The organism is Paraburkholderia sp. SARCC-3016, assembly GCF_031119615.1.
GTDB lineage: Bacteria > Pseudomonadota > Gammaproteobacteria > Burkholderiales > Burkholderiaceae > Paraburkholderia.
Genome location: NZ_JAVHZD010000001.1, coordinates 213,358 through 238,065 on the forward strand (window position 1 = coordinate 213,358; position 24,708 = coordinate 238,065).

The following is a 24,708-nucleotide window of genomic DNA, read 5'->3' on the forward strand; positions in this document are numbered from 1 at the left end:
CGAAAATGAACGCGATCTCGCTCGACGCCACCGATTGCCGTATCTTGACGGTGCTTCAGCACGAAGGACGAATCAGCAATCTCGATCTGGCGGAGCGGATATCGCTGTCGCCGTCTGCCTGTTTGCGGCGTTTGCGCCTGCTCGAAGAACAGGGCGTCATCGAACGCTATCGCGCGTGCCTCAATCGCGAAGTGCTCGGCTTCGAACTCGAAGCTTTCGTGCAGGTGTCCATGCGCAACGAGCAGGAAAACTGGCACGAGCGTTTCGCGGAAGCGGTGCGCGAATGGCCCGAGGTGATCGGCGCGTTCGTCGTGACGGGCGAGACGCATTATTTACTGCACGTGCTCGCGCATCATCTCAAACACTATTCGGATTTCGTGCTGACGCGCCTTTACAAGGCGCCGGGCGTGCTCGATATCCGCTCGAATATCGTGCTGCAGACGCTAAAAGAAGATTCAGGCGTGCCGGTCAGCCTGCTGCCGGGCGTGAAGACCTAGCGCGAGCGGCGCCGTCGCGCACTTACAGCGGCTTGAGCGTATGGAATTCGCCGTTCTGGAACACGAGCGGTCCCGCCTGCCGCGAATCGTCGCGCACGCCGCAGCGTTCCACCTCGCCGACGAAAATCACATGGTCGCCTTCTTCATAACGGCTGCGGTTATGGCACTCGAACCACGCCAGCGCGCCGTCCAGCACCGGCATGCCGCTATCGCCGGCCGCATGCGAGACACCCTCGAACCGATCGCCCTTTAGCGTCGCGAAGCGTTTGCACAGATCCAGTTGCGATGCGGCGAGCACATTGACGACATAATGGCTATTCGTGCGGAACACTGGCATCGACGCCGAGCGCGTGGCCAGACTCCAGAGCACGAGCGGCGGCGACAACGAGACCGAGTTGAACGAGCTGGCGGTAATGCCGATGAGCGCGCCTGTTGGCGCGCGAGTCGTGACGACGGTGACGCCGGTGGCGAATTCGCCTAATGCGCTGCGAAACGCGGCGGCGTCGAAATTGGGCGGCACGGCGCGTTTCATCGGTTCGGGAACTCCCGCGGTGTTTGCGCCTCGCGAGCGGTGTGTTCCGCGTGAATGGAAAAAACTGGATTGAAGGTCATGTAGATTTTCGGCGAATTGGCCCAATTTTAGCGGAATCGCGCGGCCTCCCGCCAAGGCCCTACGATTGCGTGGCAAGCTTTCGTGCGGCGGATTGCGTGTGTGGAACAGTTGGTGCATCAGTGGCAAGACAGAATTCGATCAAGGAGCGAGCAGCATGAGTCAGTCAGTCGAAACCGCCACGCTAGGCGGCGGATGTTTCTGGTGTCTCGAAGCGGTCTATCTCGACGTCGACGGCGTCGTCTCGGTGGAGTCCGGTTACGCGGGCGGCCACGTCGACCATCCGTCGTACGAACAGGTGTGCGACGGCGATACGGGCCACGCGGAAGTCGTGAAGGTCGAGTTCGATCCGTCGAAGATCAGTTATCGCGAGGTTCTGGATATTTTCTTTGCGATTCACGATCCGACGCAGTTGAACCGCCAGGGTAACGATGTCGGTACGCAGTACCGGTCGGTGATTTTTACGCACTCCGATGCGCAGCGCGATACCGCGTTGCAGACGATTCGCCAGATCGGCGCGGAAGGCATTTACGACGGCCAGCTCGTCACGCAGGTGCTGCCGTTAGACGGCAATTACTGGCCGGCCGAGGCCTATCATCAGAACTATTTCGCACAGCATCCGAATCAGGGTTATTGCTCGTTTGTCGTCGCGCCGAAAGTCGCGAAATTCCGGCAGAAGTTCGTGCACCGGATCAAGAGCAGCCGCGTGTAAGTGCAAGCGGGCGCGCGTCGTTTCGAGGCGCGCGTGCTGCGTTGATCCCGCGTTGTTGCATCACGCGCCGGCGGTGGCCGGCGCAGCGCTTTCCGCGGTGTTTTGCGCTGTTCTTTCCGCTGTTCTTTCCGCTGTTCTTTCTTCTCGCAGCCGCACACATGCGGCTGCGATTTCGCGCCCGAGCTCGATGCAGCTCAGCGGCGCCGAACCCTCCGCCTTGTTGTTTACCGCGATCAGCACCGGCTGGCCCGCGGTCGCGTAGCGCGCCGCGAGTTCGGCGAGCGCCGTGCGCGTGGCCGGGTCTTCGTCGACGAGTTTGTCGAACGGGTCGTATTTGGCCTTCGCCTGTTCGTACTTGAAGCCGCTGTGCAGGCTCCAGCGCACGATCAGCGGGCCGGCCGGCATTTCATCGAGCAGCGCGAGCGCGGCCGCCTGCCGCAGCGTGTCCGGCATTCGCGCGTGCAAGCCGACGCAATAGCGGACGCCCGCCGCTTTCAGCATGCGGATAAAGCGCGGCGTCAGCAGGCATGCGTCGCGGATTTCGACTGCATAGCAACCGCCTTCGGGCAGCACCGGCAGCGCGGCAAAAAATGCGGCAAGCCGCTCGATCAGTTCCGCCGGCTGCGCGAGCATCGCATCCGGTAGCGGCGAGAACTGGAACACGAGCGCGCCGGCTTTCGCGCCGAGACCGTCGATGCACGGCCGCACGAATTCATCGGTTGCAAGCTGCGCGTTCAGAAAACATGGGTTCGGCGATACGGGCTCACCGCGTTCGGCGCGCACGGTCGCGTCGGTGACGAGCGCGGGCGCTTTCACGATAAAGCGGAAGTGCTCGGGCACCTGTTGCGCATAGCGCAGGTATTCGGCGAGCGTGAGCGGCGTGTAAAACGAACGGTCGATGCTGACCGTGCGTAGCAGCGGATGCGCGCCGTATGCGGTCAGGCCGTCGCGCGACAGCTTGCTGTTGCTGTAGTCGTCGCCATAGACGATGCCGCGCCAGCCCGGAAACGACCATGTCGATGTGCCGAGATGCACATAAGGCGGTAGTCCGGCGGCGATGGCGATTGTTTCGGCATTGGGTTCGGCGGCGAGTACGCCTTTGGCGCGGGGCTTCCTCGGTTCTGCCGAAGCGGGTTGCCGAGCCGCTTTTGCGCGGTTCGAACGGCCCTCCGTCTCGGCTATCGGCGTTTCAGCCTCGTCACCCCACAACGATGGCGCGGGGTTCTCGCTGGAACGGGTCGAGCGACGAGGGTCGGCTGCACGCGGCGACGACGAATCCGCCGCCGACTCCTCGCGAGCCGAAGCCGAAGCCGAAGCCGATGACGCCGCCGCCGCTGCCGCCGCCGCCGCTTCCGCACGAGCGGGCGCATGGTCCGCCGCTGCGCCGAACATATCGAGCTGGCCGGCAGATACGTTGTCGTCGCGTTCGTGGCCGCGGGGGCGCGCCGGTTCTTCCATCGATCGTTATTGCTCTTGTGCAAGCGCCGGATCGCGTCTACGACGCGTCCGGCGCATCAGATGCTTCACGGTTGCATGAACGGGCATGACGTGAACCGCATCACGCTTGCAAAGCGGTCTACATCAAGGCAACCGGTCAAAGCGGCGTGTCGTAAATATACCGGCGCGACCACGGCAGCGTCTTCGCACTGCGCCCCGCACGTCGGCATATCACCTGGTAAAGCGACACGTCGTCGTGCTCGAACGCATACGAGCAGCCCGCGAGATACACACGCCAGATGCGGAATTTCTCGTCGTCGACGAGTTTCTTCGCCTCGGCCGCTTTCGCCTCGAAGTTCTCGGTCCAGATATCGAGCGTGCGCGCGTAGTGGCGGCGCAGGCTTTCGATGTCGATCGCTTCGATGCCGCCGCGCTGCATCGATTCGAGCACGAGGCCGATATGCGGCAGTTCGCCATCCGGGAATACGTAGCGGTCGATAAATTCGCCGCCGCCCAACGACGTCTCGCCACTGTCCGCATCGCTCGAGGTGATGCCGTGATTCATCGCGACACCGTCTTCGACGAGCAGATCGTGGATCTTTTTGAAGTAGGCGGGCAGATTTTTGCGCCCGACGTGCTCGAACATGCCGACGCTCGTGATGCGGTCGAATTGTCCTTCGACATCGCGATAGTCTTGCAGGCGAATTTCGATCTTGTCCGAGAGGCCCGCGGCCTTCACGCGCTCGGTCGCGAGATCGAACTGGTTCTGCGACAGCGTGACGCCCACGCACTGCGCGCCGAACTTTTGCGCCGCGCGCAGCACGAGCGCGCCCCAGCCACAGCCGATATCGAGCAGCCGCTGGCCCGGCTGCACCTGGATCTTGCGCAGGATGTGGTCGATCTTCTTCAGCTGCGCGGTGCCGAGGTCTTCGTCGCCGTTCTCGAAGTACGCGCACGAGTACACCATGTTCTCGTCGAGCCACAGCTTGTAGAACTCGTTCGATACGTCGTAGTGGTACTGGATCGCCTTCTTGTCCGACGACTTCGTATGATTGAAGTAGCGCGTCACGCGCGCGAGCTTGCTCGTATTCGTGACCGTGCTGCGCGCAAGCGAATAGCCGATGTCGATGACGTCCGAAAGCTTGCCCTCGATGTCGATCTTGCCTTTCACATAGGCCTCGCCGAGATTGTCGAGGCTTGGATCGAGCAGCAGCGGCATGGCCGACGCGCTATTCACTTTCAACGTCACCTGCGGCTCGGTGAACTGGCCGAAGTCGTGTTTCTGTCCGTCCCAAAGCACGAGACGGGCGGGCAGGTTGGATGTTGTCCGCACTTCGTCGACCCACTGCGCGAGCTTCTTTTCCCAGAACATGCGATCTCTCCGTATCCTATGAATCAAAGCAAAGCCTGCCGAATCGGCCAACGCCTGCGGGATGCCGTGCAACTTGCGCGGCCGTGAGCGCGATCCGGACGGCGTATGCGGCTGCTTGCAAATACTTGCAGCCGCGCCCTCTTGCCGGTATTGCCGGTCTTACTATGTAAAGCTTGAGATCAGGACGACATCACGGCCACATGCGCGGCCACATGCGCGGCCACATGCGCGGCCACATGCGCGGCCACATGCGCGGCCACCTTCGCGGCCACCTTCGCGGTCGTATTCATGGCGCGAGGCGAGCGATGCGCCAGGCGCCGCTGCCGTCGCGCGTATAGCGCATCCGGTCGTGCAGCCGCGAAGGCCGGCCTTGCCAGAATTCGATCGCTTCGGGCACCACGCGATAGCCACCCCAGTGCGGCGGGCGCGGCGGATGGTCGCCATATCGCGCGATAATTTCGCGTTCGCGGGCCTCGAGTGCGGCGCGGCTTTCAATTTCCTGACTTTGTTCCGATGCCCATGCGCCAATTCGCGATTCGAGCGGCCGCGACGCGTAATACGCATCGCTCTCCGCTGCGCTCGTCATTTCGACGCTGCCCTCGATGCGCACCTGGCGCTCGAGCTCGATCCAGTGGAACAGCAGGCTCGCGCGCGGGTTATCCGCGATCTCGCGCCCTTTGCGGCTCTCGTAATTGGTGAAGAAGACGAACCCGCGCGAATCGACGCCTTTGATCAGAACGATACGTGCCGACGGATGGCCGCGCGAGTCGACGGTGGCGAGCGTCATCGCATTCGGCTCGGGCAACTGGGCCTTGATCGCTTGAGCAAACCACTTTTCGAACTGGCGGATCGGGTTGCGATCCAGATCGGCTTCGTCCAGCGAGCCGAGTGAATAGTTTTTTCGAAGTTCAGCAAGTGAGCTCATGTTGTTATGCAAGCGCTACAGTGGGGCCAGTATAGCGAAGGACGCATTTTCTTGTAGCCAACCCGATCAATAAGTCTGTTTACTGTGGCGCGGAAATGATCGGTAAAACCGGGCGTTCGCGAAGGCGCGACCGCCGACGCGATACGAGCCGCTGCGTCGCATCGGCACATCCGCGGCTGGACTGGCCAGCGCAGCAGCGGGGCACGGAAATCGGCCATTGCCCGATCAGGCAGAATAGAGCCTTCGCGCGCTTTTGCGTATGTTTTGGCCTTCGTTTTCGCGCCGGCTTTTGCTTCCATGAGCCGGCGCAGTTTGCCTAATCTCAAGCCGATCATGTCAGCCTCTCACGTCGCCGCGCCTATCGATGTTACTACCAGCCACACCGGTGTTGAAGCCGATCGCGCGCGGCGCTTCGGCGGCATTGCGCGGCTCTACGGCGCGCCGGCGCTTGCGGCATTCGAGCGCGCGCATGTGGCGGTGATCGGCATCGGCGGCGTGGGGTCGTGGGCTGTCGAGGCGCTCGCGCGCAGCGCGATCGGCACGCTGACGCTCGTCGATCTCGACAACGTCGCCGAAAGCAATACGAACCGGCAGATTCACGCGCTCGACGGCAACTACGGCAAGCCGAAGGTCGATGCGATGGCCGAGCGCATCGCGCTGATCGATCCGCAATGCGACGTGCGCGTGATCGAAGACTTTATCGAACCCGACAATTTCGACAAGGTGCTGGGCGGCGGCTTCGATCATGTGATCGACGCGATCGACAGCGTGCGGACCAAAACCGCGCTGATCGCATGGTGCGTCGAGCGTGGACAGCCGCTCATCACGGTAGGCGGGGCGGGCGGGCAACTCGACCCGACGCGCATTCGCATCGACGACCTCGCGCAGACCATTCAGGATCCGCTGCTGTCCAAGGTGCGCGCGCAATTGCGCAAGCAGCACGGCTTTCCGCGCGGGCCGAAGGCGAAGTTCAAGGTCAGCGCCGTCTATTCGGACGAGCCGCTGATCTACCCGGAAGTCGCCGTTTGCGATATCGACGAAGAAGCCGAGCATGTCGCGACGTCGCCGGGGCATGCAGGGCCGGTTGGGCTCAACTGCGCGGGATTCGGCTCGAGCGTTTGCGTGACCGCGAGCTTTGGGCTCGCGGCCGTTTCATATGTACTGCGCGCGATTGCGCAGCGGGTTGCGGTTTAACCGGCAGCTCGAGCCGCTGCTTAAGTGTTGAGAAGGCCGCGCGGCGAAATCAGAACAGCGACGCGCTGAGCTTGCGCCGCCACTTCGCCACCAGCTCCGGGTTGTGTGCCGCGAGATCGAACACCGACAGCATCGTCTTGCGGCCGATGTCCTCGCGGAAGTTGCGATCGCGTTTGACGATCTCAAGCAACTGTTCCAGCGCCCCTTCGTATTTATGGCGCGCGATAAATGCGCTCGCCAGATCGAAGCGCGCTTCGAGATCGTCCGGATGCTCGGCCACTTTCGTTTCGAGCGCATCGGTTGGCGGCAGGTCGGCTGCGGCGTCGAGCGCATCGAGGCGCGTCTTGATCGCGTTGAAGCGCGCATCGATGCCCTGCGTCGTTTTCGGCGACAGCAGGCCGATCTGCTGTTTCGCTTCGTCGACGCGGCTGTCCGCGAGCAGCAGCTCGATCAGGTCCATGCGCGCGTCTTCAAAGCCCGGATCTAGCGCGAGCGCCTCTTTAAGGAAATCGTAAGCCGTGTCGCGTTGGCCTTCCGCAACAGCCGCAGCGGCGGCGGCGCGCGCCGCTTCTGCGCCGTTCGGCACGAGCCGGTCGAGGAACGCGCGCAACTGGCCTTCGGGCAGCACGCCGATAAACTGATCGACGGGGCGGCCATCGGCGAACGCCACGACGTGCGGGATGCTGCGCACCTGGAAGTGCGCGGCGAGTTCCTGATTTTCGTCGACGTTGACCTTCACGAGCTTCCATTTGCCGTCATATTCGGCTTCGAGCCGCTCGAGCATCGGGCTCAAGCTCTTGCAAGGCCCGCACCATGGCGCCCAGAAGTCGACCAGCACCGGCACGAGCGTCGAACCGGCGATTACGTCTTTTTCGAAAGTGGCCAGCGTGGTGTCCATCGCATCCTCGTCGTCAAACTGTTCAGCAGGTTAATCGGGCGCATGAAACGGGCGCGTGAAACGGGCGCATGAAAATGCGGGAATTAATTGTAGGCAAAAAGCGCCGATTCAAGATCGTATGACTAGCAAGCGGCTTGCCTTGCCGCGTTCGGAGACAGGTTCCAGCGCCGCTTGCGCTCATCCAGGCTTACTTCCTCACCGGCAGCGGAATCCATTCGGTTTCGCCGGGCACCTGGCCCATTTGCTGATTCGTCCACGCCTCTTTCGCGCGTTCTATCTTGTCGCGCGAGCTCGAGACGAAATTCCATTCGATAAAGCGCTCGCCTTCGAGTTTGTCGCCGCCGAGCAGCATGACGGTCGCGCCGTCGCGGCTCGCGAGCGTTACCGTCTCGCCGGGCGCGAGCACGGCCATCTGCTCCGGTTCGAGCGGTGTGCCGTCGATCGACAGATCGCCTTCGACGAGATAGACGCCGCGTTCGTCGTGTTCGGGCTCGAGCGCAAGCGCACCGCCAGGCGCGAAGCGCGCCGCGACGTACAGCGTGCCCGAGAACGTGCGCGCAGGCGCGGTGTGGCCGAACGCGGTGCCGGCAATCACGCGCAGCGTCACGCCGTTGCGCTCGAACTCCGGCAGCGTATGCGCCGCATGATGCTCGAATGACGGCGCGCAGTCTTCGTCGGCGAGCGGCAGCGCGACCCAGGTCTGAATGCCGTGCACGCGCGAGCCGCGTGCGCGTTCTTCGTCGGGCGTGCGTTCCGAATGAACGATGCCGGCGCCGGCCGTCATCCAGTTGACGTCGCCTGGCACGATCTTCTGTTCCGAGCCGATACTGTCGCGATGCATGATCGCGCCGTCGAACAGATAGGTGACGGTGGCGAGTCCGATATGCGGATGCGGACGCACATCGAGGCCGGTGCCGGCCGGCAGCGTAGCCGGGCCCATGTGATCGAAGAAGATGAACGGGCCGACGAGCCGTGCGGCCATTGCGGGCAGCACGCGGCGCACGGCGAGGTTGCCGATATCGCGCAAGTGGGGCTTCAGAACCGCTTTGATCGATGAGGACATGGTGACGGACGCTCGGTCAGGGGGGCGGGATGGTCATTCTACTGCCCGAGGTTCCATCACGCAGGCATCGCGTGCGTCGGCATGCGCCGCTTCGCGCTTACGTCATCCGGCTCTTCGCGAGCGGCGGGTTCGCCGCGAAATAGCGTTTGATGCCGTTCATGATCGCGTTTGCCATGCGGTCGCGATACGCGTCGTCATTGAGGCGCCGCTCTTCGTCCGGGTTGCTGATGAATGCGGTCTCGACGAGGATCGACGGAATATCGGGCGCCTTCAGCACCGCAAACCCGGCCTGCTCGACCGAGCCCTTGTGCAGCTTGTTGACCTCGCCGACTTCCTTCAGCACGAAGGTGCCATAGCGCAGCGAATCGCGAATCTGGGCAGTGGTCGACATATCGAAGAGTGCGCGGTTCACGGCCGCGTCGGTCGACTTGATATTGATGCCGCCGATCTGGTCCGACGAGTTCTCCTTGTTCGCCATCCAGCGCGCCGCGGCGCTCGATGCACCGTGCTCCGACAGCGCGAACACCGATGAACCGTGTGCTTCGGGCGTCGTAAACGCGTCGGCGTGAATCGACACGAAGAGGTCCGCGCCGACGCGCCGCGCCTTCTGCACGCGTACGTTGAGCGGCACGAAGAAGTCCTGGTCGCGCGTCATCATTGCGCGCATGTTCGGCTGCGCGTCGATCTTCGCGCGCAGCTTCTTCGCGATATCGAGCGCGACGTGCTTCTCGTACGTGCCGCCGCCGCCGATCGCGCCCGGATCTTCGCCGCCGTGGCCGGGGTCGATCGCGACCGTCAGCAGCCGCACGGTGTTGCTCTTGCCCTTCGGCGTGGTGAAGGTGTAGGTGTCCTCGGCGTCGCTGTCCGCGCCGTTGTCGTCGTTGCGCGCGAGGGCCGATGGCGGCTGCGCCGGCTTCGCGTGCGGTGCGGGTGTCGGTGCCGGGTTGATGCGGGCCTGCGCCTGCGCTTGAGTGCGCGGCGCGAGCGGCGCGCCAGGCGCCGCGGACGGTCCCGAAGGCGCGGGCGTGTCGTTCTGCGCGTACTTCTGGAAGAACGCGTCGCTGTTGTCCGCCGAGGCGGGCGGCGACGACGGACCGTTCAGCGTCGCATTCGGCGGCGCGCTTTGCTCCTGCAGACGCTGCTCCTTGCGTTCGGTCTGCGCGAGCAGATCCATCAGCGGATCGGGCGCGACGGCCGGGTACAGGTCGAACACGAGCCGGTACTTGTACGAGCCGACCGGCGTCAGCGTAAAGACTTGCGGCTTCACCGAGCCCTTGAGGTCGAACACCATCCGCACGACATGCGGTTGATACTGACCGACGCGCACCGATTGAATTTGCGGATCGTTCGGCGCGATCTTCGACACGAGGTCTTTCAGCGCCTGGTCGAGGTCGAGACCGTTCAGATCGACGACGAGCCGGTCCGGGCCTTGCAGCAATTGCTGGCTCGTCTGCAGCGGCTGGTCCGATTCGATCGTCACGCGCGTGTAGTCGCGCGCGGGCCAGACGCGCACGCCGAGCACCGAGCTTGCCCATGCGAGGCGCGGCGCCGATACCGAGAGGCCCAGTACGAGGGTCGAGGCGCCGGCACGCAGAATCTGGCGACGCCGCCAGTTGTGCGTAGCGGTGGCGGCGGATTCGATCGAGCGGAACGGTTTGATCAACATCTTTCGAGACATGCTTTTCCTGGTTCGCTATACGCCCGGGCGGTCAACCTGCGTCCGTCGCCTTCCACTTCGAGCGAGAAGACGAGATCCGGCACACCGAGCAAAGCGCCTGCACGCTGCGGCCATTCGACGAGACAGATCGCGCCGCTGTCGAAATATTCGCGAAAGCCCGCATCGGCCCATTCGGCCGGATCGTTGAAACGGTACAGATCGAAGTGATAGACCGCGAGTTCCCTGCCGGCATTGCCGCTGGGCTCTGCGCTGGACCCCGTGTCGGGCAATTCGACCGTATAAGGCTCGACGAGCGTATAGGTCGGGCTGCGTACGCGGCCGGTGTGACCGAGTGCGCGAAGCGTGGCGCGCACGAGCGTGGTCTTGCCGGCGCCGAGGTCGCCGATCAGTTGCACCTGCAAACCCTTGAACGCGTGCTTGCCTATGCGCCGTTCGCTGCGCACGGCTTCGAGCGCGCGCGCGAATCGTTCGCCGAACGTCGCGGTAGCGGCTTCGTCCGCGAGCATCGTGGTGCGCTCGAGCAGGACGTCGGCAGCAGGCAGTGTCGCGTGATCGGGTTGAACGGGCATTCTCGTAAAATGACGTGATGGACCGAAGCCAGCAGCATCCCGTTTCCGGCACGCCCGACTCCACCGGCGGCCCGCGCGCGACACATCGTCTTCCACATCCTTTCGATGCAGCCGATGAAGCCGCGCTGGCTGCGCTCGCGTCGCGCATCAAGACGTGGGGACGCGAGCTGGGTTTCGGCGAGGTGGGTATCAGCGATACGAACCTCGCGGATGCCGAAGCGGGCCTCGCGGCATGGCTTCACGCGGGCTGGCACGGCGAGATGGATTATATGGCCAAACATGGGATGAAACGTGCACGGCCTGCCGAGCTTGTGGCCGGAACGCTACGCGTGATTACCGCGCGAATGGCTTATTTGCCTGCTTCGACAGATGCCGGAAAGGGCGGTGAAAGCGGCGGTGAAAACGGGTACGTCAGCGCCGAACCGGCCGGTGCTGCGGGTCGAACACCGAGCGTGACGCTCAGCGGGAAACAGCGCGCAGCAGTGCCAGGCGAGCCTGACTGGCGCAGTCGCGAGTACGCACGCCTTGCCGATCCGGCGGCGGCCGTCGTGTCGATCTACGCGCGCGGCCGCGACTATCACAAGGTGATGCGTAACCGTCTGCAGCAACTGGCGGAACGCATCGAGGCCGAAATCGGTCCTTTTGGTTTTCGCGTGTTCACCGATTCGGCGCCCGTGCTCGAGGTCGAACTCGCGCAAAAAGCCGGCGTCGGCTGGCGCGGCAAGCATACGCTGCTGTTGCAGCGCGACGCGGGGTCGCTGTTCTTTCTCGGCGAGATCTATGTCGATCTGCCGCTGCCGACCGACGCGCAAAGCGCGCCCGAGCGCGCGCCGCAGACCGCGGGTGCGCATTGCGGCCACTGCGCGCGCTGCATCGAGGCGTGCCCGACCGGCGCGATCGTCGGACCGTACAAGGTCGATGCGCGACGCTGCATCTCGTATCTGACGATCGAACTGAAGGGCAGTATTCCCGAGGATTTGCGGCCGCTGATCGGCAATCGTGTTTACGGCTGCGACGACTGCCAGCTCGTGTGTCCGTGGAACAAGTTCGCGAAGGCGGCGCCGGTCGCGGATTTCGATGTGCGGCACGGGCTCGAACGCGCCTCGTTGACCGAGCTGTTCGGCTGGAGCGCGGCCGATTTCGATACGCGGATGCAAGGCAGCGCGATTCGACGGATCGGCTACGAATGCTGGCTGCGCAATCTCGCGGTCGGCATGGGCAATGCGCTGCGTGCGGACCCGGCCACGCTTGCGCCGCATGTGCGTGCCGGTATTGTCGATGCGCTGCGCGGCCGCGCCGAAGATTCCTCGCCGCTCGTGCGCGAGCACGTGCAATGGGCGCTGGAGGCGGCGTAGCGTGTCGAGGCTCGCGAGCGGTGGAAGGGCCGAAGCGTGCGAGGGTCGCTGTCGCGTGCCGGCGCGCTCGCGCATGATGCGCGTAACAGGCGCGGCATTCAGGAGGAAACGTTCATCATGTACAACGCTGTGATCGATGCACCGTTCGGCAAGATCGGCATTCGTGTCGAAGCAGGCCATGTGCGCCAGATCGTCTATCTGCCGGCCTCCGAGCAAACCGTCGAGCCCGACACGGCGCTCGCGAAGGAAGCGGTCAGGCAGATCGAGCGGTATCTCGAGCGCGCCTCGGCGACATTCGACTTGCCGCTCGCCGCGCGTGGCACGGCGTTCCAGCAGCGCGTGTGGCGGGGCATCAGCGCGATTCCGCCCGGTGCCGTGCTGACCTACGGACAGCTCGCGAAAGAGATCGGCAGCGTGCCGCGCGCAGTCGGCCAGGCCTGCGGGTCGAACCCGCACCCGATTGTCATTCCGTGCCATCGAGTGGTTGCGTCGGGCGGCATCGGCGGCTTTGCGCATCACGGCGACGATGGCTATTACCGCAAGGTCAAGCGCTGGCTGCTTGCTCACGAAGGCGTGAGTGACCTATGAGCGACGCCGTAACCACCGACTCGACGGGCGCCCCGGTGGCATCGCCATTGTTCCAGTCGAGCAGCGCCTCGATCGATGCGTTCTGCGACGCGTTGTGGCTCGAGCATGGCCTGTCGCGTAACACGCTCGATGCGTATCGGCGCGATTTGCGATTGTTCGCCGAATGGCTCGCGGCGACGCGCAGTGCCTCGCTCGACACGGCCGGCGAGGCCGACCTGACCGCCTATAGCGCGGTACGCCAGAAAGACAAGTCGACTTCCGCGAACCGGCGCCTGTCGGTATTCCGGCGCTACTACGCGTGGGCGGTGCGCGAGCATCGCGCGTCCGCCGATCCGACGCTGCGCATCCGTTCGGCAAAACAACCGCCGCGTTTTCCGTCGACGCTGACCGAAGCGCAGGTCGAGGCGCTGCTCAGTGCACCCGATATCGATACGCCGCTTGGTTTGCGCGACCGCACGATGCTCGAGCTCATGTATGCGAGCGGCTTGCGCGTGACCGAGCTCGTCACGTTGAAGACCGTCGAGGTCGGTCTCAACGAGGGCGTCGTGCGTGTGTTGGGCAAGGGTGCGAAAGAGCGGCTGATTCCATTCGGCGAAGAGGCGCACGGCTGGATCGAGCGGTATCTGCGCGATGCGCGGCCGGCGCTGCTGGGCGCGCGCCCGGCCGATGCGCTCTTCGTCACGGCGCGCGCGGAGGGCATGACGCGCCAGCAGTTCTGGAACATCATCAAGCGCCATGCGGCGGCGGCCGGTGTGCATGCGCCGCTGTCGCCTCATACGTTGCGACACGCGTTCGCGACGCATCTGCTGAATCACGGAGCGGACTTGCGCGTCGTGCAGCTGCTGCTCGGGCATACCGATATTTCGACGACGCAGATTTATACGCACGTCGCGCGCGAGCGGTTGAGGTCGCTGCATGCGGCGCATCATCCGCGAGGGTGAGCGGGTGGTGCCGGGTCGTGCCGGGTCGTGCCGGGGGAGCAGGTGGCGCGCGCGTCGGTCTTGCCTACGCCAGTTCGCGCAGCTTGTGCTTCAGTATCTTGCCTGTCGATGCCGCGGGCAGCGCATGGAGCAGCTTGACTTCGGCAGGCCGCTTATATGGCGCAAGCCGCGTTCCGCACCATTCGACCAGTTGCTCCGGCCACACGCGCGCGCCGGCCGCCAGTTCGACGAACGCAACCACTTCTTCGTTACCATCGGCCGCCGGTCGGCCGATCACCGCCGATTGCACGACATCCGGATGCGCGTTCAACACCTGCTCGACTTCCGCCGGATAGACGTTGAAGCCCGAGCGGATGATCAACTCCTTGCTGCGCCCGACGATATGCAGTGCGCCGTCGGCGTCCTGCCGCGCGAGGTCGCCGGTTTTGAGCCAGCCATCGTCGGTGATGACGGCGCGCGTCAGGGCGGCGTCGCGATAGTAGCCGAGCATCACGTTTGGGCCGCGCACCCATAGCTCGCCGATTTCGCCGCTCGCGGCATCGATCCCATCGGACGACATCAAGCGCACGGCGATACCTGGAATCGGCGGGCCGACCGAGCAATCGGCGCGCGGTGCATCGAGCATCGTTTGCGCGACGGTCGGGCTGGTCTCGGTCAACCCGTAACCGTTGTGCAGCGCGACGCCGTACACATTTTCGACGCGCGCTTTCAAAGCCGCATCGAGCGGCGAGCCGCCCGAGTACGCAAAGCGCAAGCGCGGCGCGCGCCACGGCAGGCGTTGTGTCTGCAGATACTCGAGCAGTTTTGCATGCATCGCAGGCACGCCCTGGAAGATCGAGATGCGTTGTTCCGCGAGCGCGTGATGCACGGCCTGCGGCGCGAAGCGTGGCGCGAGCCGCAAGGTGGCCCCTGCGTACAGGCTGCCGAGGCACACGGATGCGAGCCCATACACATGCGAGATCGGCAGTACCGTGTACACCACGTCGCCTGGACCGACGCGGCGCTGCGTGCTCGACATCGCCGCGATAAAAAGCAGATTTCGATGCGACAGCATCACGCCCTTCGGCGCGCCCGTCGTGCCGGTGGTGTAAATCAGCGCCGCGCATTGACGTTCTGCCGCGGATTCCAAAGGCTCGGCCGACGCAGTTGCATCGAGTGTGAACGACCACGCGCCGATATCGGTTTCAAGCACCGATGCGCGTTGCGCACCGCAGCGCTGCGCGTGCCGCCCGGCATCGGGCGACAGGTCCGTCGCGAACGCAATCAGGCGCGGCCTCGCATGTGCGACGATCGCATCGAGTTCCGCCGGCGCGAGCCGCGCGTTGCATGGCAGCGCCCAGGCGTCGAGTTGCGCTGCCGCGAACAGCAGCACGATTTGCGTAGTGCAGTTTTCGGCGACGATCATCACGCGGTCGCCGCCGCGCACGCCGAGTTCGCGCAAGCGTGCGGCCGCTTCGTTCGTGGCGGCGGTCAGTTGCGCATAGGTAAGACGCCGCCCATCTTCGATCAGCGCCAGATGCTCAGGGTCGCGTGCGGCACCGCGCGCCGGAATGTCGGCGATGCGCGCAGGCAGCGATGCGACGAGCGCCGTGGCATCGATAGCGACCTTCACGGGTGCCTGATGTGGGGCGGTCGTCCCTGATGCAGACGCGGACGGCGGGTGCGGCGAATGACTCAATGCGGATCTCCTTGCGGCGAGGCGGATAGGGCAGGGACAGCTGGGAAACACCAGCGGCCCTTCATCATTCCACCGACGAATCGCGGAAAATCGTGCCATAGGCGCCAAGACCGCACAATCCTGGCCATTCGGCAGATGGCGCGTCACGGCAGACCGACATTACAATCCCCCGGATGAGCAAATCCAGACACGTGTCCGAGACGCCCGCGACGCAGTTCCTGCGTCGCCACGGCGTTGAATTCGGCGAGCATCCCTATGAATACGTCGAGCATGGCGGCACGGGGGAATCGGCGCGTCAGCTTGGCGTCGACGAGCATCACGTCGTGAAGACGCTCGTGATGGAAGACGAGCACGCGAAGCCGCTGATCGTGCTAATGCACGGAGACCGCACGGTATCGACGAAAAACCTCGCGCGGCAGATCGGGGCGAAGCGCGTCGAGCCATGCAAGCCCGACGTCGCGAACCGGCACTCGGGGTATCTGATTGGCGGTACCTCACCGTTCGGCACGCGCAAGACGATGCCGGTCTACGTCGAGTCGTCCATTCTGGAACTGGAGCAGATATGGATCAACGGTGGGCGGCGTGGGTTTCTCGTCAGTATCGAGCCGTCGGTGGTGACCAGATTGCTTCGCGCGCAGCCGGTGCAGTGCGCGAGCGTCGATTGAGCAGCGCGGACCACGCATGCGCGTTCCGCTCGAGCAGACCGCCGCTGCGAGCTTCGGTAGAATGTGCGCCGTCCCGAATGCGGGGCATCGCGCTTTGTCATTCCTAAATGAGTTTCGACATGGAAAACCTGATTGTCGCCGTGGTGGCCTATCTGATCGGCTCGGTGTCGTTTGCCGTGATCGTGAGCGCGGCGATGGGGCTCGCCGACCCGCGCTCATACGGCTCCGGCAACCCTGGCGCGACGAATGTGCTGCGCACCGGCAACAAGAAGGCCGCGGTGCTCACGCTGATCGGCGATGCGTTCAAGGGCTGGGTAGCCGTGTGGCTCGTCGGACATTTCAGTGCGCGCTTCGGTCTCGACGAGTCGGCCGTCGCAATTGCCGCCATCGCCGTGTTCCTCGGCCATCTCTATCCGGTGTTCTTCCGCTTCAAAGGAGGCAAGGGCGTGGCGACCGCGGCGGGCGTGCTGCTCGCGATCAACCCGATACTCGGCGTCGCGACGCTTCTGACATGGCTCATCGTCGCGTTCTTCACGCGGTACTCGTCGCTCGCGGCCATTTGTGCGGCCGTGTTCGCGCCGCTTTTCGACGGCTTTCTGTTCGGTGCGAACGTAATTGCGCTTGCCGTCGTGGCGATGAGCGCGCTGCTGGTCTGGCGTCATCGTGGGAACATCGCGAAGCTCGTGGCGGGCAAGGAAAGCCGCATTGGCGACAAGAAGAAAGAGGCCGCGGCCGGCGCGGCTGGCGGCACGGGGCCACACAAGCCCTAAACGCACGCCGTGGCGGCGAAGCCCTAACCGTGAAGCCGTGACTTCGAGGCCGCGGCAGGCTGACCGTGCTGCGCGCGCTCAGTCCCGGAAGTTGTTGAAGTCGAGCGGCGTATCCGTCACGTCCTTGCGCAGCATCGCGATCACGCTTTGCAGATCGTCGCGTTTGGCGCCGGTCACGCGCACAGCGTCGCCTTGAATGCTCGCCTGGACCTTGATCTTGCTGTCTTTTACGAGCTTGACGATTTTCTTCGCCAGGTCGCCCGACACGCCTTTCTTGATCGTGATGACCTGCTTGACCTTGTCGCCGCCGATCTTCTCGATCTTGCCGTAGTCGAGGAAGCGCACGTCGACGCTGCGCTTGGCCATCTTGCCGAGCAGCACGTCCTTCACCTGGCCGAGTTTGAACTCGTCGTCGGCATACGCAGTCAGCTCGCGTTCCTTCTGCTCGACGCGTGCATCGGATCCCTTGAAGTCGAAACGCGTCGAAATTTCCTTGTTCGACTGCTCGATCGCATTCTTCACCTCAACCATGTTGGCTTCGCAGACGACGTCGAACGATGGCATCTTTTTCTCCCATAGTGCCGCGGTGCCCCCATGCCGCCCACCGGGCGCACGCGATGCACTCGCTATAATCACGAACCGATGTCATTTTACCGACGCCTTCTGGTTTGCCCAAGTTTGCCCAAGGTTCGCACGTCGCCGTTGTGGCTTTGCATATCGATTTTCGTGGCGGCCAGCCTCGGCGCCGGGTTCATGCCGAAGCGCTCCTGAAGACTTCAACCGTTCCGAAACGCACCTGAAACCGCCCGAAATCCGCCGATATCCGTTAGTCCGACACCTTGCCGATTCCTGCCCCGATGTCTGAAACCGCCTCCGTCCCCGGCTCCGTCCTGTTTCTGGCCGACTATCCGCTGCGCGCGCACAACACCTTCGGCTTCGACGTGCGTGCAAAGCTGGCGTGCCGGATCGAACGCGAGGACCAGTTGCTCGCGGCCGTGCGCGACCCGCGCGCGGCGGGGCTGCCGCGGCTCGTGCTGGGCGGCGGCAGCAATGTCGTGCTGACGCGCGATTTCGCCGGGCTCGTGCTGCTGATCGCGCTGCGCGGCCGGCGCGTCGTGGGTGAAGACGCCGATGCCTGGCTGGTCGAGGCGGCGGCCGGCGAGAACTGGCATGAGTTCGTCGCATGGACGCTCGCGCACGGTTTGCCCGGGCTCGAGAATCTTGCGCTGATTCCCGGCACGGTCGGAGCGGCGCCGATTCAGAACATCGGTGCATACGGGCTCGAAATGGCCGAGCGTTTTGCCTCGCTGCGCGCGGTCGATCTCGCGTCCGGCGAGACCGTCGAAATGGACGCAAGCGCGTGCCGGTTCGGCTATCGCGATAGCTTCTTCAAGCGGGAAGGGCGCGATCGCTTCGTGATCACCTCGGTGAGGTTCCGGTTGCCGAAGGCGTGGACTCCGCGCGCCGGCTATGCCGATGTTGCGCGAGAGCTGGCCGCTCGACAGCACGGCAGTGGCAACGTTTATGGAAGCGCGGCCGCGGCCGCGGACGCTGCCGCTACCACGCCGGGCGCGCAGGCGATTTTCGATGCGGTGGTCCGGGTGCGCCGCGCGAAACTGCCGGACCCGCTCACACTCGGCAATGCCGGCAGCTTCTTCAAGAACCCCGTCGTGGATGCGGCGCAATTCGATGCGCTGCTCGAGCGGGAGCCGGCGTTGGTGTCGTATCCGCAGCCCGATGGGCGCGTAAAGCTGGCAGCGGGTTGGCTTATCGACCGTTGCGGGTGGAAGGGGCGCACGCTTGGCGCGGCGGCCGTTCACGACCGTCAGGCGCTGGTGCTCGTCAACCGCGGCGGCGCGACAGGCGCCGACGTGCTTGCGCTTGCGACGGCGATTCAGCGTGACGTCGCCGGGCGCTTCGGTATCGATCTCGAGCCTGAGCCGATTTTTATCTGAGGGTAGCGGGGCGGGCGTGCGAGATCCGCTAAACCCGCCGCTTCGGACCCGGACGAATCGCGCGTGAAGCGAAAAACAAAACGAACAATAAGCGAGAAATAAAAAGCGCCGATGCACGTCCATGCATCGGCGCTCTTTTGGGAGGCTTCAGCGCGGGTTTAACGAAACACCGAGCCTTAAGCGCAAGTACTACGCGTCGCGTTTGCGACGCGCATTTTCCGCGATCCGCATCCGCAGCGCATTGAGCTTGATAAAGCCGCCGGCGTCCGCCTGGTTATACGCGCCGCCGTCGTCGTCGAAGGTGGCGATGGTCTTGTCGAACAGCGTGTCCTTCGAATCGCGCGCGACGACCGACACGCTGCCCTTGTACAGCTTGACGCGCACCCAGCCGTTGACCTTTTCCTGCGTATGATCGATCAGCACCTGAATCGCGCGGCGCTCCGGGCTCCACCAGTAACCGTTGTAAATCAGCGAGGCGTAGCGCGCCATCAGGTCGTCTTTCAGATGCGCGACTTCGCGGTCGAGCGTGATCGATTCGATGCCGCGGTGCGCCTTCAGCATGATCGTGCCGCCCGGCGTTTCATAGCAGCCGCGCGACTTCATGCCGACATAGCGGTTTTCGACAAGGTCGAGACGGCCGATGCCGTGCTTGCCGCCGAGGCGGTTCAGTTCGGTCAGCATTTCGGCCGGCGACAGGCGTTTGCCGTTCAGCGCGACCGGGTCGCCGTGATCGTACTCGATATCGACGAACTCGGGCTGGTCCGGCGCTGCTTCCGGCGCCACCGTCCAGCGCCACATGTCCGCTTCGGCTTCGGCCTTCGGGTCTTCGAGGTGGCGGCCCTCGAACGAAATATGCAGCAGGTTTGCGTCCATCGAGTACGGCGCGCCGCCTTGCTTGTGCTTCATCTCGATCGGAATACCCGACTTTTCCGCGTAGGCGAGCAGCTTCTCGCGCGACAGCAGATCCCATTCGCGCCACGGCGCGATGACCTTGATGCCGGGCTCGAGCGCGTAATAACCGAGCTCGAAGCGGACCTGGTCGTTGCCCTTGCCGGTCGCGCCGTGCGATACCGCCTGTGCGCCCGTCGCGCGCGCGATTTCGATCTGGCGTTTCGCGATCAGCGGACGCGCGATCGACGTGCCGAGCAGATACTCGCCTTCGTAAATCGTATTGGCGCGGAACATCGGGAACACGAAGTCGCGTACGAACTCTTCGCGCAAGTCGTCGATAAAAATGTTTTCCTGCTTGATGCCGAGTTGCAGCGCTTTCTTGCGCGCCGGCTCCAGCTCTTCGCCCTGACCGATGTCGGCCGTAAACGTGACGACTTCGGCGTCGTAGTTGTCCTGCAACCACTTCAGGATGACGGAGGTGTCGAGGCCGCCCGAATAGGCGAGCACGACTTTCTTGATATCGCTCATGATGGACTCGTAGCTGGAAGACTAGTGCGCGCCGGCGGCCCCGGAGCGCGGAAAATCGCTATTTTGACACTAAACCGATGCATGTCCCGCGTTTTGGACGGCGGTGACGGGTGCGAGGGACGCTGCCGCTGCGGCGGCGTGCCTCCGGTTGACGCCGAAGCTCAGTGATTGAGCTTGCCGAGCAGCAGAAACTCCATCAGCGCCTTCTGCACATGCAGACGGTTTTCCGCTTCGTCCCAGACGACGCTTTGCGAGCCGTCGATGACTTCCGCGCTGACTTCCTCGCCGCGATGCGCGGGCAGGCAATGCATGAAGAGCGCGTCCTTATTGGCGCGCGCCATCATGTCGGCATCGACGCACCAGTCCGCGAACGCTTTCTTGCGCGCTTCGTTTTCGGCTTCGAAACCCATGCTGGTCCAGACGTCGGTGGTGACGAGATCGGCGCCGGCGCAGGCTTCGTGCGGATCGTCGAACTCCTGATAGAACGGGGCGCTTTCGGATGCAACGAGTGCGCGGTCGAGTTTGTAGCCTGGCGGCGTGGACAGGCGCAGCTTGAAACCGAGAATCTGCGCGGCCTCGATCCACGTGTACAGCATGTTGTTCGCGTCGCCGACCCACGCGACCGTCCGGTCGCGAATCGGCCCGCGGTGCTCGTAGTACGTGAAGATATCGGCCAGCACCTGGCACGGGTGATATTCGTTCGTGAGGCCGTTGATTACCGGCACGCGCGAGTTTTCGGCAAAACGCTGGATGATGTCCTGGCCGAACGTGCGGATCATGATGATGTCGACCATCCGCGAGATCACTTGCGCGGCGTCTTCGATCGGTTCGCCGCGGCCCAGTTGCGTATCGCGCGTGCTCATGAACACCGCATGGCCGCCAAGCTGGAAGATGCCCGCTTCGAACGACAGGCGCGTGCGCGTCGAGTTTTTCTCGAAGATCATCGCGAGCGTGCGGTCGTGCAGCGGGTGATAGGTTTCGTAGTTCTTGAACTTGCGTTTCAGAATGCGGGCGCGTTCGAGCACGTATTCATAGTCGTCGAGCGAGAAGTCCTTGAACTGCAAATAGTGGCGGATAGTTTTGGCGGTCATGAAACAAATACGGCGGGTTCACCCGGCCTCGAAAGCCGGACGGCGCCGCCGTCGTTTGTGATAAGTCAATGCAGCATAAAGGATTTTCCAAGGTTTGACGAGTCAGCCGACCCCGTGACCGGCCAGCTGGCCGATTACCCGGACCGTAAGAAAATTGTTGCCGAATCGTTCGCGAAAGTCTTGTGTGCAGTGCGGAAAAAGGCTCGCTGCGCTATAATCGACGGGTTTTTCAAAGCCCAGCAGGCAGGCTCCATGCTTGCGGAACACGGCTTACAGATAAGACGCGGCGTGTGAGTGCACGGTGCAGTGCACGCGGGGTCGGGCCTGACAGGTGCGGATAGGTGACCTCGAAGGTGGCCACGTAGCTGGCCTCGAAGCTGGCCACGACACGCCAAAGCGTTGCGATGAACATTTCAAGCGTATCGTACGCATCAGATACGCGTATGGATCTCGCGTGGTCGTGTCTCAGGTAGCTTTTCCGTTGGCGCTCCGCTGGGCAGTCACTCAGGGTTTCCTACATGGCCGACACACCCCCAACCGAGTTCTTCATTCAAGGCATCACCAGCACGGGAAAGAAGTTTCGGCCGAGCGACTGGTCGGAGCGTCTCGCTGGCGTGATGTCGGGTTTCGGTCCGGGGGCGAGGGGGCCGAATGCGCGCCTGCAATATTCGCTGTACGTGCGGCCAACCATCCTCGGCGACCTCAAGTGCGTGATCCTCGACTCCCGGTTGCGCGATATCGAGCCGATGGCGTTTGACTTCGTGATGAACTTCGCGAAAGACAACGATCTCGTCGTCACCGAAGCGTGCGAATTGCCGCCGCATCACGGGACACAGCAAGGCAGAACGTTCTAAGGATCAGATCCGGTCGAACCCGGAACCCGCATAGCGGGTTTTTTTATGCCCGAGCGAGCCGCATCCGCGAATTTTCTTGCAGCGTATGACCTGCGTCTCGATCCACAGCCGGACCCGCTGCGCGGACCCATACCGCGCGACCAACAAAAAAGCCCGCCGAGGCGGGCTTCAATGTAGCAGCGGAAACAGGAAGCAACCCGCATGACGCGGGTTGGCAGGACTTGCGAATTTACTGTGCTGCGGGGGCTTGCAGGCCCTTGACGGCTGCAGCCAGGCGGCTCTTGTGACGAGCGGCCTTGTTCTTGTGAACGATCTTCTTGTCGGCAATGATGTCGATGGTTTTCGACGATGCCTTGAAAATTTCAGCAGCCTTCGCTGCGTCGCCGGCGTCGATTGCCTTGCGCACGGCTTTGATTGCCGTACGGAACTTCGAGCGCAGCGCCGAGTTATGCGAGTTGGCCTTGGCGGCCTGACGGGCGCGCTTGCGTGCTTGTTTGGTGTTAGCCATGACGTGGTTCCTTATCCTGTTCCTGTTTCCAGTGCCGGCCCATTCGACTGACCGATGGCCGTCGGGAGACCCGGCGCTGCTTCTGGATGCAACCCGCGGAAGCGATTGCCCGCGAGCGTCGATCTGATTCGAGGTACGACAACGACGCGAAGATTGGCCTATGCCCACCTTTCATGCCGGATAGGCGAAAGAGGGGAGGCAAGCTTCGAAACGGGCGATTATAGCAATAGAACCGCCCTCCTGACAAGGCATGCAAATTCCTGCCGAAATCACGCCCCGAGCGAGCGTTTATAGCGAACGTCCTGCTCGCGGACAGGTCCGAATCGCGTTTCGACACGCTCTTCCCTCCGGACGGACCCGTATAATAAGCGCCCCATGAATCTATTCCGAGCCCTGTTGACGGTCAGCGGCTTCACGCTGCTGTCCCGCGTGACCGGACTGGCCCGCGAGACGCTGATCGCCCGCGCGTTCGGCGCCAGTCAATACACCGACGCGTTCTACGTCGCCTTCCGCATTCCGAACCTGTTGCGCCGCATCTCTGCCGAGGGGGCATTCTCCCAGGCATTCGTGCCGATTCTCGCCGAGTTCAAGAACCAGCAGGGCCACGACGCGACGAAGGCGCTCGTCGACGCGACCTCGACCGTGCTGGCGTGGGTGCTCGTGGTTCTGTCGCTGCTCGGCGTTGCTGCTGCGTCGTGGGTCGTGCTCGTCGTCGCGTCGGGCTTGCGCACCGACGGCAATGCATTCCCACTCGCGGTCACGATGACGCGGATCATGTTCCCGTACATCGTCTTTATCTCGCTGACCTCGCTTGCATCGAGCGTGCTCAATACCTACAAGCACTTCTCGATGCCGGCGTTCGCGCCGGTGCTGCTCAACGTTGCGTTCATCTTCGCGGCGGTGTTCGTCGCGCCGCATCTGCGCACGCCTGTTTATGCGCTCGCGTGGGCCGTGATCGCGGGCGGCATCCTGCAATTCGTCGTGCAGCTGCCGGTGTTGAAGAAGATCGACATGCTGCCGCGCTTCGGGCTCAATCCGGTTCGCGCGCTCGCGCATCGCGGCGTTAAGCGCGTGCTCGCGAAGATGGTGCCGTCGATGTTCGCCGTCTCGGTGGCGCAGATCAGCCTCATCATCAACACGAATATCGCGTCGCATATCGGGCCGGGCGCGGTGTCGTGGATCAATTACGCAGACCGGCTCATGGAATTCCCGACCGCGCTGCTCGGCGTCGCGCTCGGCACGATCCTGCTGCCGAGTCTTTCGAAAGCGCACGTCGATGCCGACACGCACGAGTATTCGGCGCTGCTCGACTGGGGCTTGCGCGTGACGTTCCTGCTCGCCGCGCCGAGCGCGGTCGCGCTGTTTTTTTTCGCCGAGCCGCTGACCGCGACGCTCTTTCACTATGGCAAGTTCGACGGCAACGCGGTCGTGATGGTCGGGCGCGCGCTGGCCGCGTACGGCGTCGGCCTCGTGGGACTGATTCTGATCAAGATTCTCGCGCCGGGCTTTTATGCAAAGCAGGACATCAAGACACCGGTCAAGATCGGTATCGGCGTGCTGGTCTTCACGCAGGCATGCAACTATGTCTTCGTGCCGATTTTCTCGCATGCGGGGCTCACGCTGTCGGTCGGGCTCGGCGCTTGCATGAACGCGTTGTTTCTGTTCATCGGCTTGCGGCGTCGGGGCATCTATATGCCGTCGGCCGGGTGGACACGCTTTTTCGTGCAACTGCTCGGCGCGTGTCTCGTGCTGGCCGGCGTGATGCGATGGCTTTCCGCGAGCTTCGACTGGATCGGCATGCACGACACGCCGCTCATGCGAATCGTGCTGCTCGGCGCATGCCTCGTTCTGTTCGCCGCGCTATATTTCGGTATGCTGTGGCTGATGGGCTTCAAATACGCGTATTTCAGAAGGCGAGTGAAGTGATCA

Annotated in this window: 24 protein-coding genes; 11 read left to right on the forward strand and 13 right to left on the reverse strand. The window is 63.5% G+C overall.

Annotation, left to right across the window (positions count from 1 at the left end):
- Positions 1–5 precede the first annotated feature (5 nt).
- A complete protein-coding gene (locus QYH69_RS00930) occupies positions 6–497 on the forward strand; it encodes an Lrp/AsnC family transcriptional regulator (RefSeq protein WP_075155900.1) in 492 nt (163 codons plus the stop codon).
- Between the two features lie 22 nt (positions 498–519).
- Here QYH69_RS00930 and QYH69_RS00935 read toward each other — a convergent pair whose 3' ends face one another.
- Positions 520–1,029 (reverse strand): flavin reductase family protein, encoded by a 510-nt coding sequence (locus tag QYH69_RS00935; RefSeq protein WP_308830057.1) that lies wholly within the window; start codon positions 1,027–1,029, stop codon positions 520–522.
- Between the two features lie 235 nt (positions 1,030–1,264).
- Between QYH69_RS00935 and msrA the strand changes: the two genes are divergently transcribed.
- Positions 1,265–1,819 (forward strand): peptide-methionine (S)-S-oxide reductase MsrA, encoded by a 555-nt coding sequence (gene msrA / locus QYH69_RS00940; RefSeq protein WP_308830058.1) that lies wholly within the window; start codon positions 1,265–1,267, stop codon positions 1,817–1,819.
- 60 nt (positions 1,820–1,879) lie between these two features.
- On the opposite strand, the gene QYH69_RS00945 is transcribed toward msrA, so the two are convergent.
- From QYH69_RS00945 to pdxH, 3 genes are all read right to left on the reverse strand, one after another.
- Positions 1,880–3,277, reverse strand: a complete 1,398-nt coding sequence (locus tag QYH69_RS00945) for a DUF72 domain-containing protein (RefSeq protein WP_374992324.1) — start codon at positions 3,275–3,277, stop codon at positions 1,880–1,882.
- Positions 3,278–3,413: 136 nt separating this feature from the next.
- Complete coding sequence (locus QYH69_RS00950; protein ID WP_075155903.1) at positions 3,414–4,628, reverse strand: cyclopropane-fatty-acyl-phospholipid synthase family protein; 1,215 nt, start codon at positions 4,626–4,628, stop codon at positions 3,414–3,416.
- Positions 4,629–4,914: 286 nt separating this feature from the next.
- Positions 4,915–5,553 (reverse strand): pyridoxamine 5'-phosphate oxidase, encoded by a 639-nt coding sequence (gene pdxH, locus QYH69_RS00955; protein WP_308830059.1) that lies wholly within the window; start codon positions 5,551–5,553, stop codon positions 4,915–4,917.
- Between the two features lie 333 nt (positions 5,554–5,886).
- Between pdxH and QYH69_RS00960 the strand changes: the two genes are divergently transcribed.
- On the forward strand, positions 5,887–6,747 hold the full coding sequence (locus tag QYH69_RS00960) for a tRNA threonylcarbamoyladenosine dehydratase (RefSeq protein ID WP_308830060.1): 861 nt from the start codon (positions 5,887–5,889) through the stop codon (positions 6,745–6,747).
- A gap of 49 nt (positions 6,748–6,796) precedes the next feature.
- Here QYH69_RS00960 and trxA read toward each other — a convergent pair whose 3' ends face one another.
- The 4 genes from trxA to QYH69_RS00980 form a co-directional block, all read right to left on the reverse strand.
- Positions 6,797–7,645, reverse strand: coding sequence for a thioredoxin (gene trxA, locus QYH69_RS00965; RefSeq protein ID WP_308830061.1), 849 nt, complete (start codon positions 7,643–7,645; stop codon positions 6,797–6,799).
- A gap of 187 nt (positions 7,646–7,832) precedes the next feature.
- Positions 7,833–8,708 (reverse strand): pirin family protein, encoded by an 876-nt coding sequence (locus QYH69_RS00970; RefSeq protein WP_308830062.1) that lies wholly within the window; start codon positions 8,706–8,708, stop codon positions 7,833–7,835.
- Between the two features lie 97 nt (positions 8,709–8,805).
- Positions 8,806–10,386, reverse strand: a complete 1,581-nt coding sequence (locus QYH69_RS00975) for an N-acetylmuramoyl-L-alanine amidase (protein WP_308830063.1) — start codon at positions 10,384–10,386, stop codon at positions 8,806–8,808.
- Complete coding sequence (locus QYH69_RS00980) at positions 10,368–10,955, reverse strand: tRNA (adenosine(37)-N6)-threonylcarbamoyltransferase complex ATPase subunit type 1 TsaE (protein WP_308830064.1); 588 nt, start codon at positions 10,953–10,955, stop codon at positions 10,368–10,370. The genes QYH69_RS00975 and QYH69_RS00980 overlap by 19 nt, the downstream gene beginning before the upstream one ends.
- 17 nt (positions 10,956–10,972) lie before the next feature.
- Here QYH69_RS00980 and queG point away from each other — a divergent pair, with 17 nt between their 5' ends.
- The 3 genes from queG to xerD all read left to right on the forward strand — a co-directional run bounded on the left by queG (position 10,973) and on the right by xerD (position 13,839).
- A complete protein-coding gene (gene queG / locus QYH69_RS00985; protein WP_308830065.1) occupies positions 10,973–12,310 on the forward strand; it encodes a tRNA epoxyqueuosine(34) reductase QueG in 1,338 nt (445 codons plus the stop codon).
- Between the two features lie 117 nt (positions 12,311–12,427).
- Positions 12,428–12,898 (forward strand): methylated-DNA--[protein]-cysteine S-methyltransferase, encoded by a 471-nt coding sequence (locus QYH69_RS00990; protein ID WP_308830066.1) that lies wholly within the window; start codon positions 12,428–12,430, stop codon positions 12,896–12,898.
- Positions 12,895–13,839, forward strand: coding sequence for a site-specific tyrosine recombinase XerD (gene xerD, locus QYH69_RS00995; RefSeq protein WP_308830067.1), 945 nt, complete (start codon positions 12,895–12,897; stop codon positions 13,837–13,839). Before QYH69_RS00990 ends, xerD begins: the two co-directional genes overlap by 4 nt.
- Positions 13,840–13,903: 64 nt before the next feature.
- On the opposite strand, the gene QYH69_RS01000 is transcribed toward xerD, so the two are convergent.
- A complete protein-coding gene (locus tag QYH69_RS01000) occupies positions 13,904–15,451 on the reverse strand; it encodes an AMP-binding protein (protein WP_308830068.1) in 1,548 nt (515 codons plus the stop codon).
- A gap of 239 nt (positions 15,452–15,690) precedes the next feature.
- On the opposite strand from QYH69_RS01000, the gene ybaK reads away from it, so the two are divergent.
- Together ybaK and plsY are read left to right on the forward strand one after the other, a co-directional pair.
- Positions 15,691–16,182 carry a Cys-tRNA(Pro) deacylase gene (gene ybaK, locus QYH69_RS01005; RefSeq protein ID WP_308830069.1) on the forward strand — a complete coding sequence of 164 codons (492 nt, stop codon included), beginning with the start codon at positions 15,691–15,693 and terminating at the stop codon, positions 16,180–16,182.
- Between the two features lie 119 nt (positions 16,183–16,301).
- The gene (gene plsY / locus QYH69_RS01010; protein WP_308830070.1) at positions 16,302–16,952 is read left to right on the forward strand and encodes a glycerol-3-phosphate 1-O-acyltransferase PlsY; all 651 of its coding nucleotides are present in this window, start codon (positions 16,302–16,304) and stop codon (positions 16,950–16,952) included.
- A 78-nt stretch (positions 16,953–17,030) separates the two neighbouring features.
- Here plsY and QYH69_RS01015 read toward each other — a convergent pair whose 3' ends face one another.
- Positions 17,031–17,516 (reverse strand): YajQ family cyclic di-GMP-binding protein, encoded by a 486-nt coding sequence (locus tag QYH69_RS01015; protein WP_075155912.1) that lies wholly within the window; start codon positions 17,514–17,516, stop codon positions 17,031–17,033.
- 293 nt (positions 17,517–17,809) lie between these two features.
- On the opposite strand from QYH69_RS01015, the gene murB reads away from it, so the two are divergent.
- On the forward strand, positions 17,810–18,907 hold the full coding sequence (gene murB, locus QYH69_RS01020) for a UDP-N-acetylmuramate dehydrogenase (protein WP_308830071.1): 1,098 nt from the start codon (positions 17,810–17,812) through the stop codon (positions 18,905–18,907).
- Positions 18,908–19,096: 189 nt separating this feature from the next.
- On the opposite strand, the gene QYH69_RS01025 is transcribed toward murB, so the two are convergent.
- Positions 19,097–20,326, reverse strand: coding sequence for an argininosuccinate synthase (locus QYH69_RS01025; RefSeq protein ID WP_308830072.1), 1,230 nt, complete (start codon positions 20,324–20,326; stop codon positions 19,097–19,099).
- A gap of 161 nt (positions 20,327–20,487) precedes the next feature.
- A complete protein-coding gene (gene argF, locus QYH69_RS01030) occupies positions 20,488–21,417 on the reverse strand; it encodes an ornithine carbamoyltransferase (protein ID WP_308830073.1) in 930 nt (309 codons plus the stop codon).
- Positions 21,418–21,935: 518 nt separating this feature from the next.
- On the opposite strand from argF, the gene QYH69_RS01035 reads away from it, so the two are divergent.
- The gene (locus QYH69_RS01035) at positions 21,936–22,271 is read left to right on the forward strand and encodes a DUF3579 domain-containing protein (RefSeq protein ID WP_075155917.1); all 336 of its coding nucleotides are present in this window, start codon (positions 21,936–21,938) and stop codon (positions 22,269–22,271) included.
- A gap of 229 nt (positions 22,272–22,500) precedes the next feature.
- Here QYH69_RS01035 and rpsT read toward each other — a convergent pair whose 3' ends face one another.
- Complete coding sequence (gene rpsT, locus QYH69_RS01040; protein ID WP_075155918.1) at positions 22,501–22,779, reverse strand: 30S ribosomal protein S20; 279 nt, start codon at positions 22,777–22,779, stop codon at positions 22,501–22,503.
- Between the two features lie 375 nt (positions 22,780–23,154).
- On the opposite strand from rpsT, the gene murJ reads away from it, so the two are divergent.
- The gene (murJ, locus tag QYH69_RS01045; RefSeq protein ID WP_308830074.1) at positions 23,155–24,705 is read left to right on the forward strand and encodes a murein biosynthesis integral membrane protein MurJ; all 1,551 of its coding nucleotides are present in this window, start codon (positions 23,155–23,157) and stop codon (positions 24,703–24,705) included.
- Positions 24,706–24,708 lie beyond the last annotated feature (3 nt).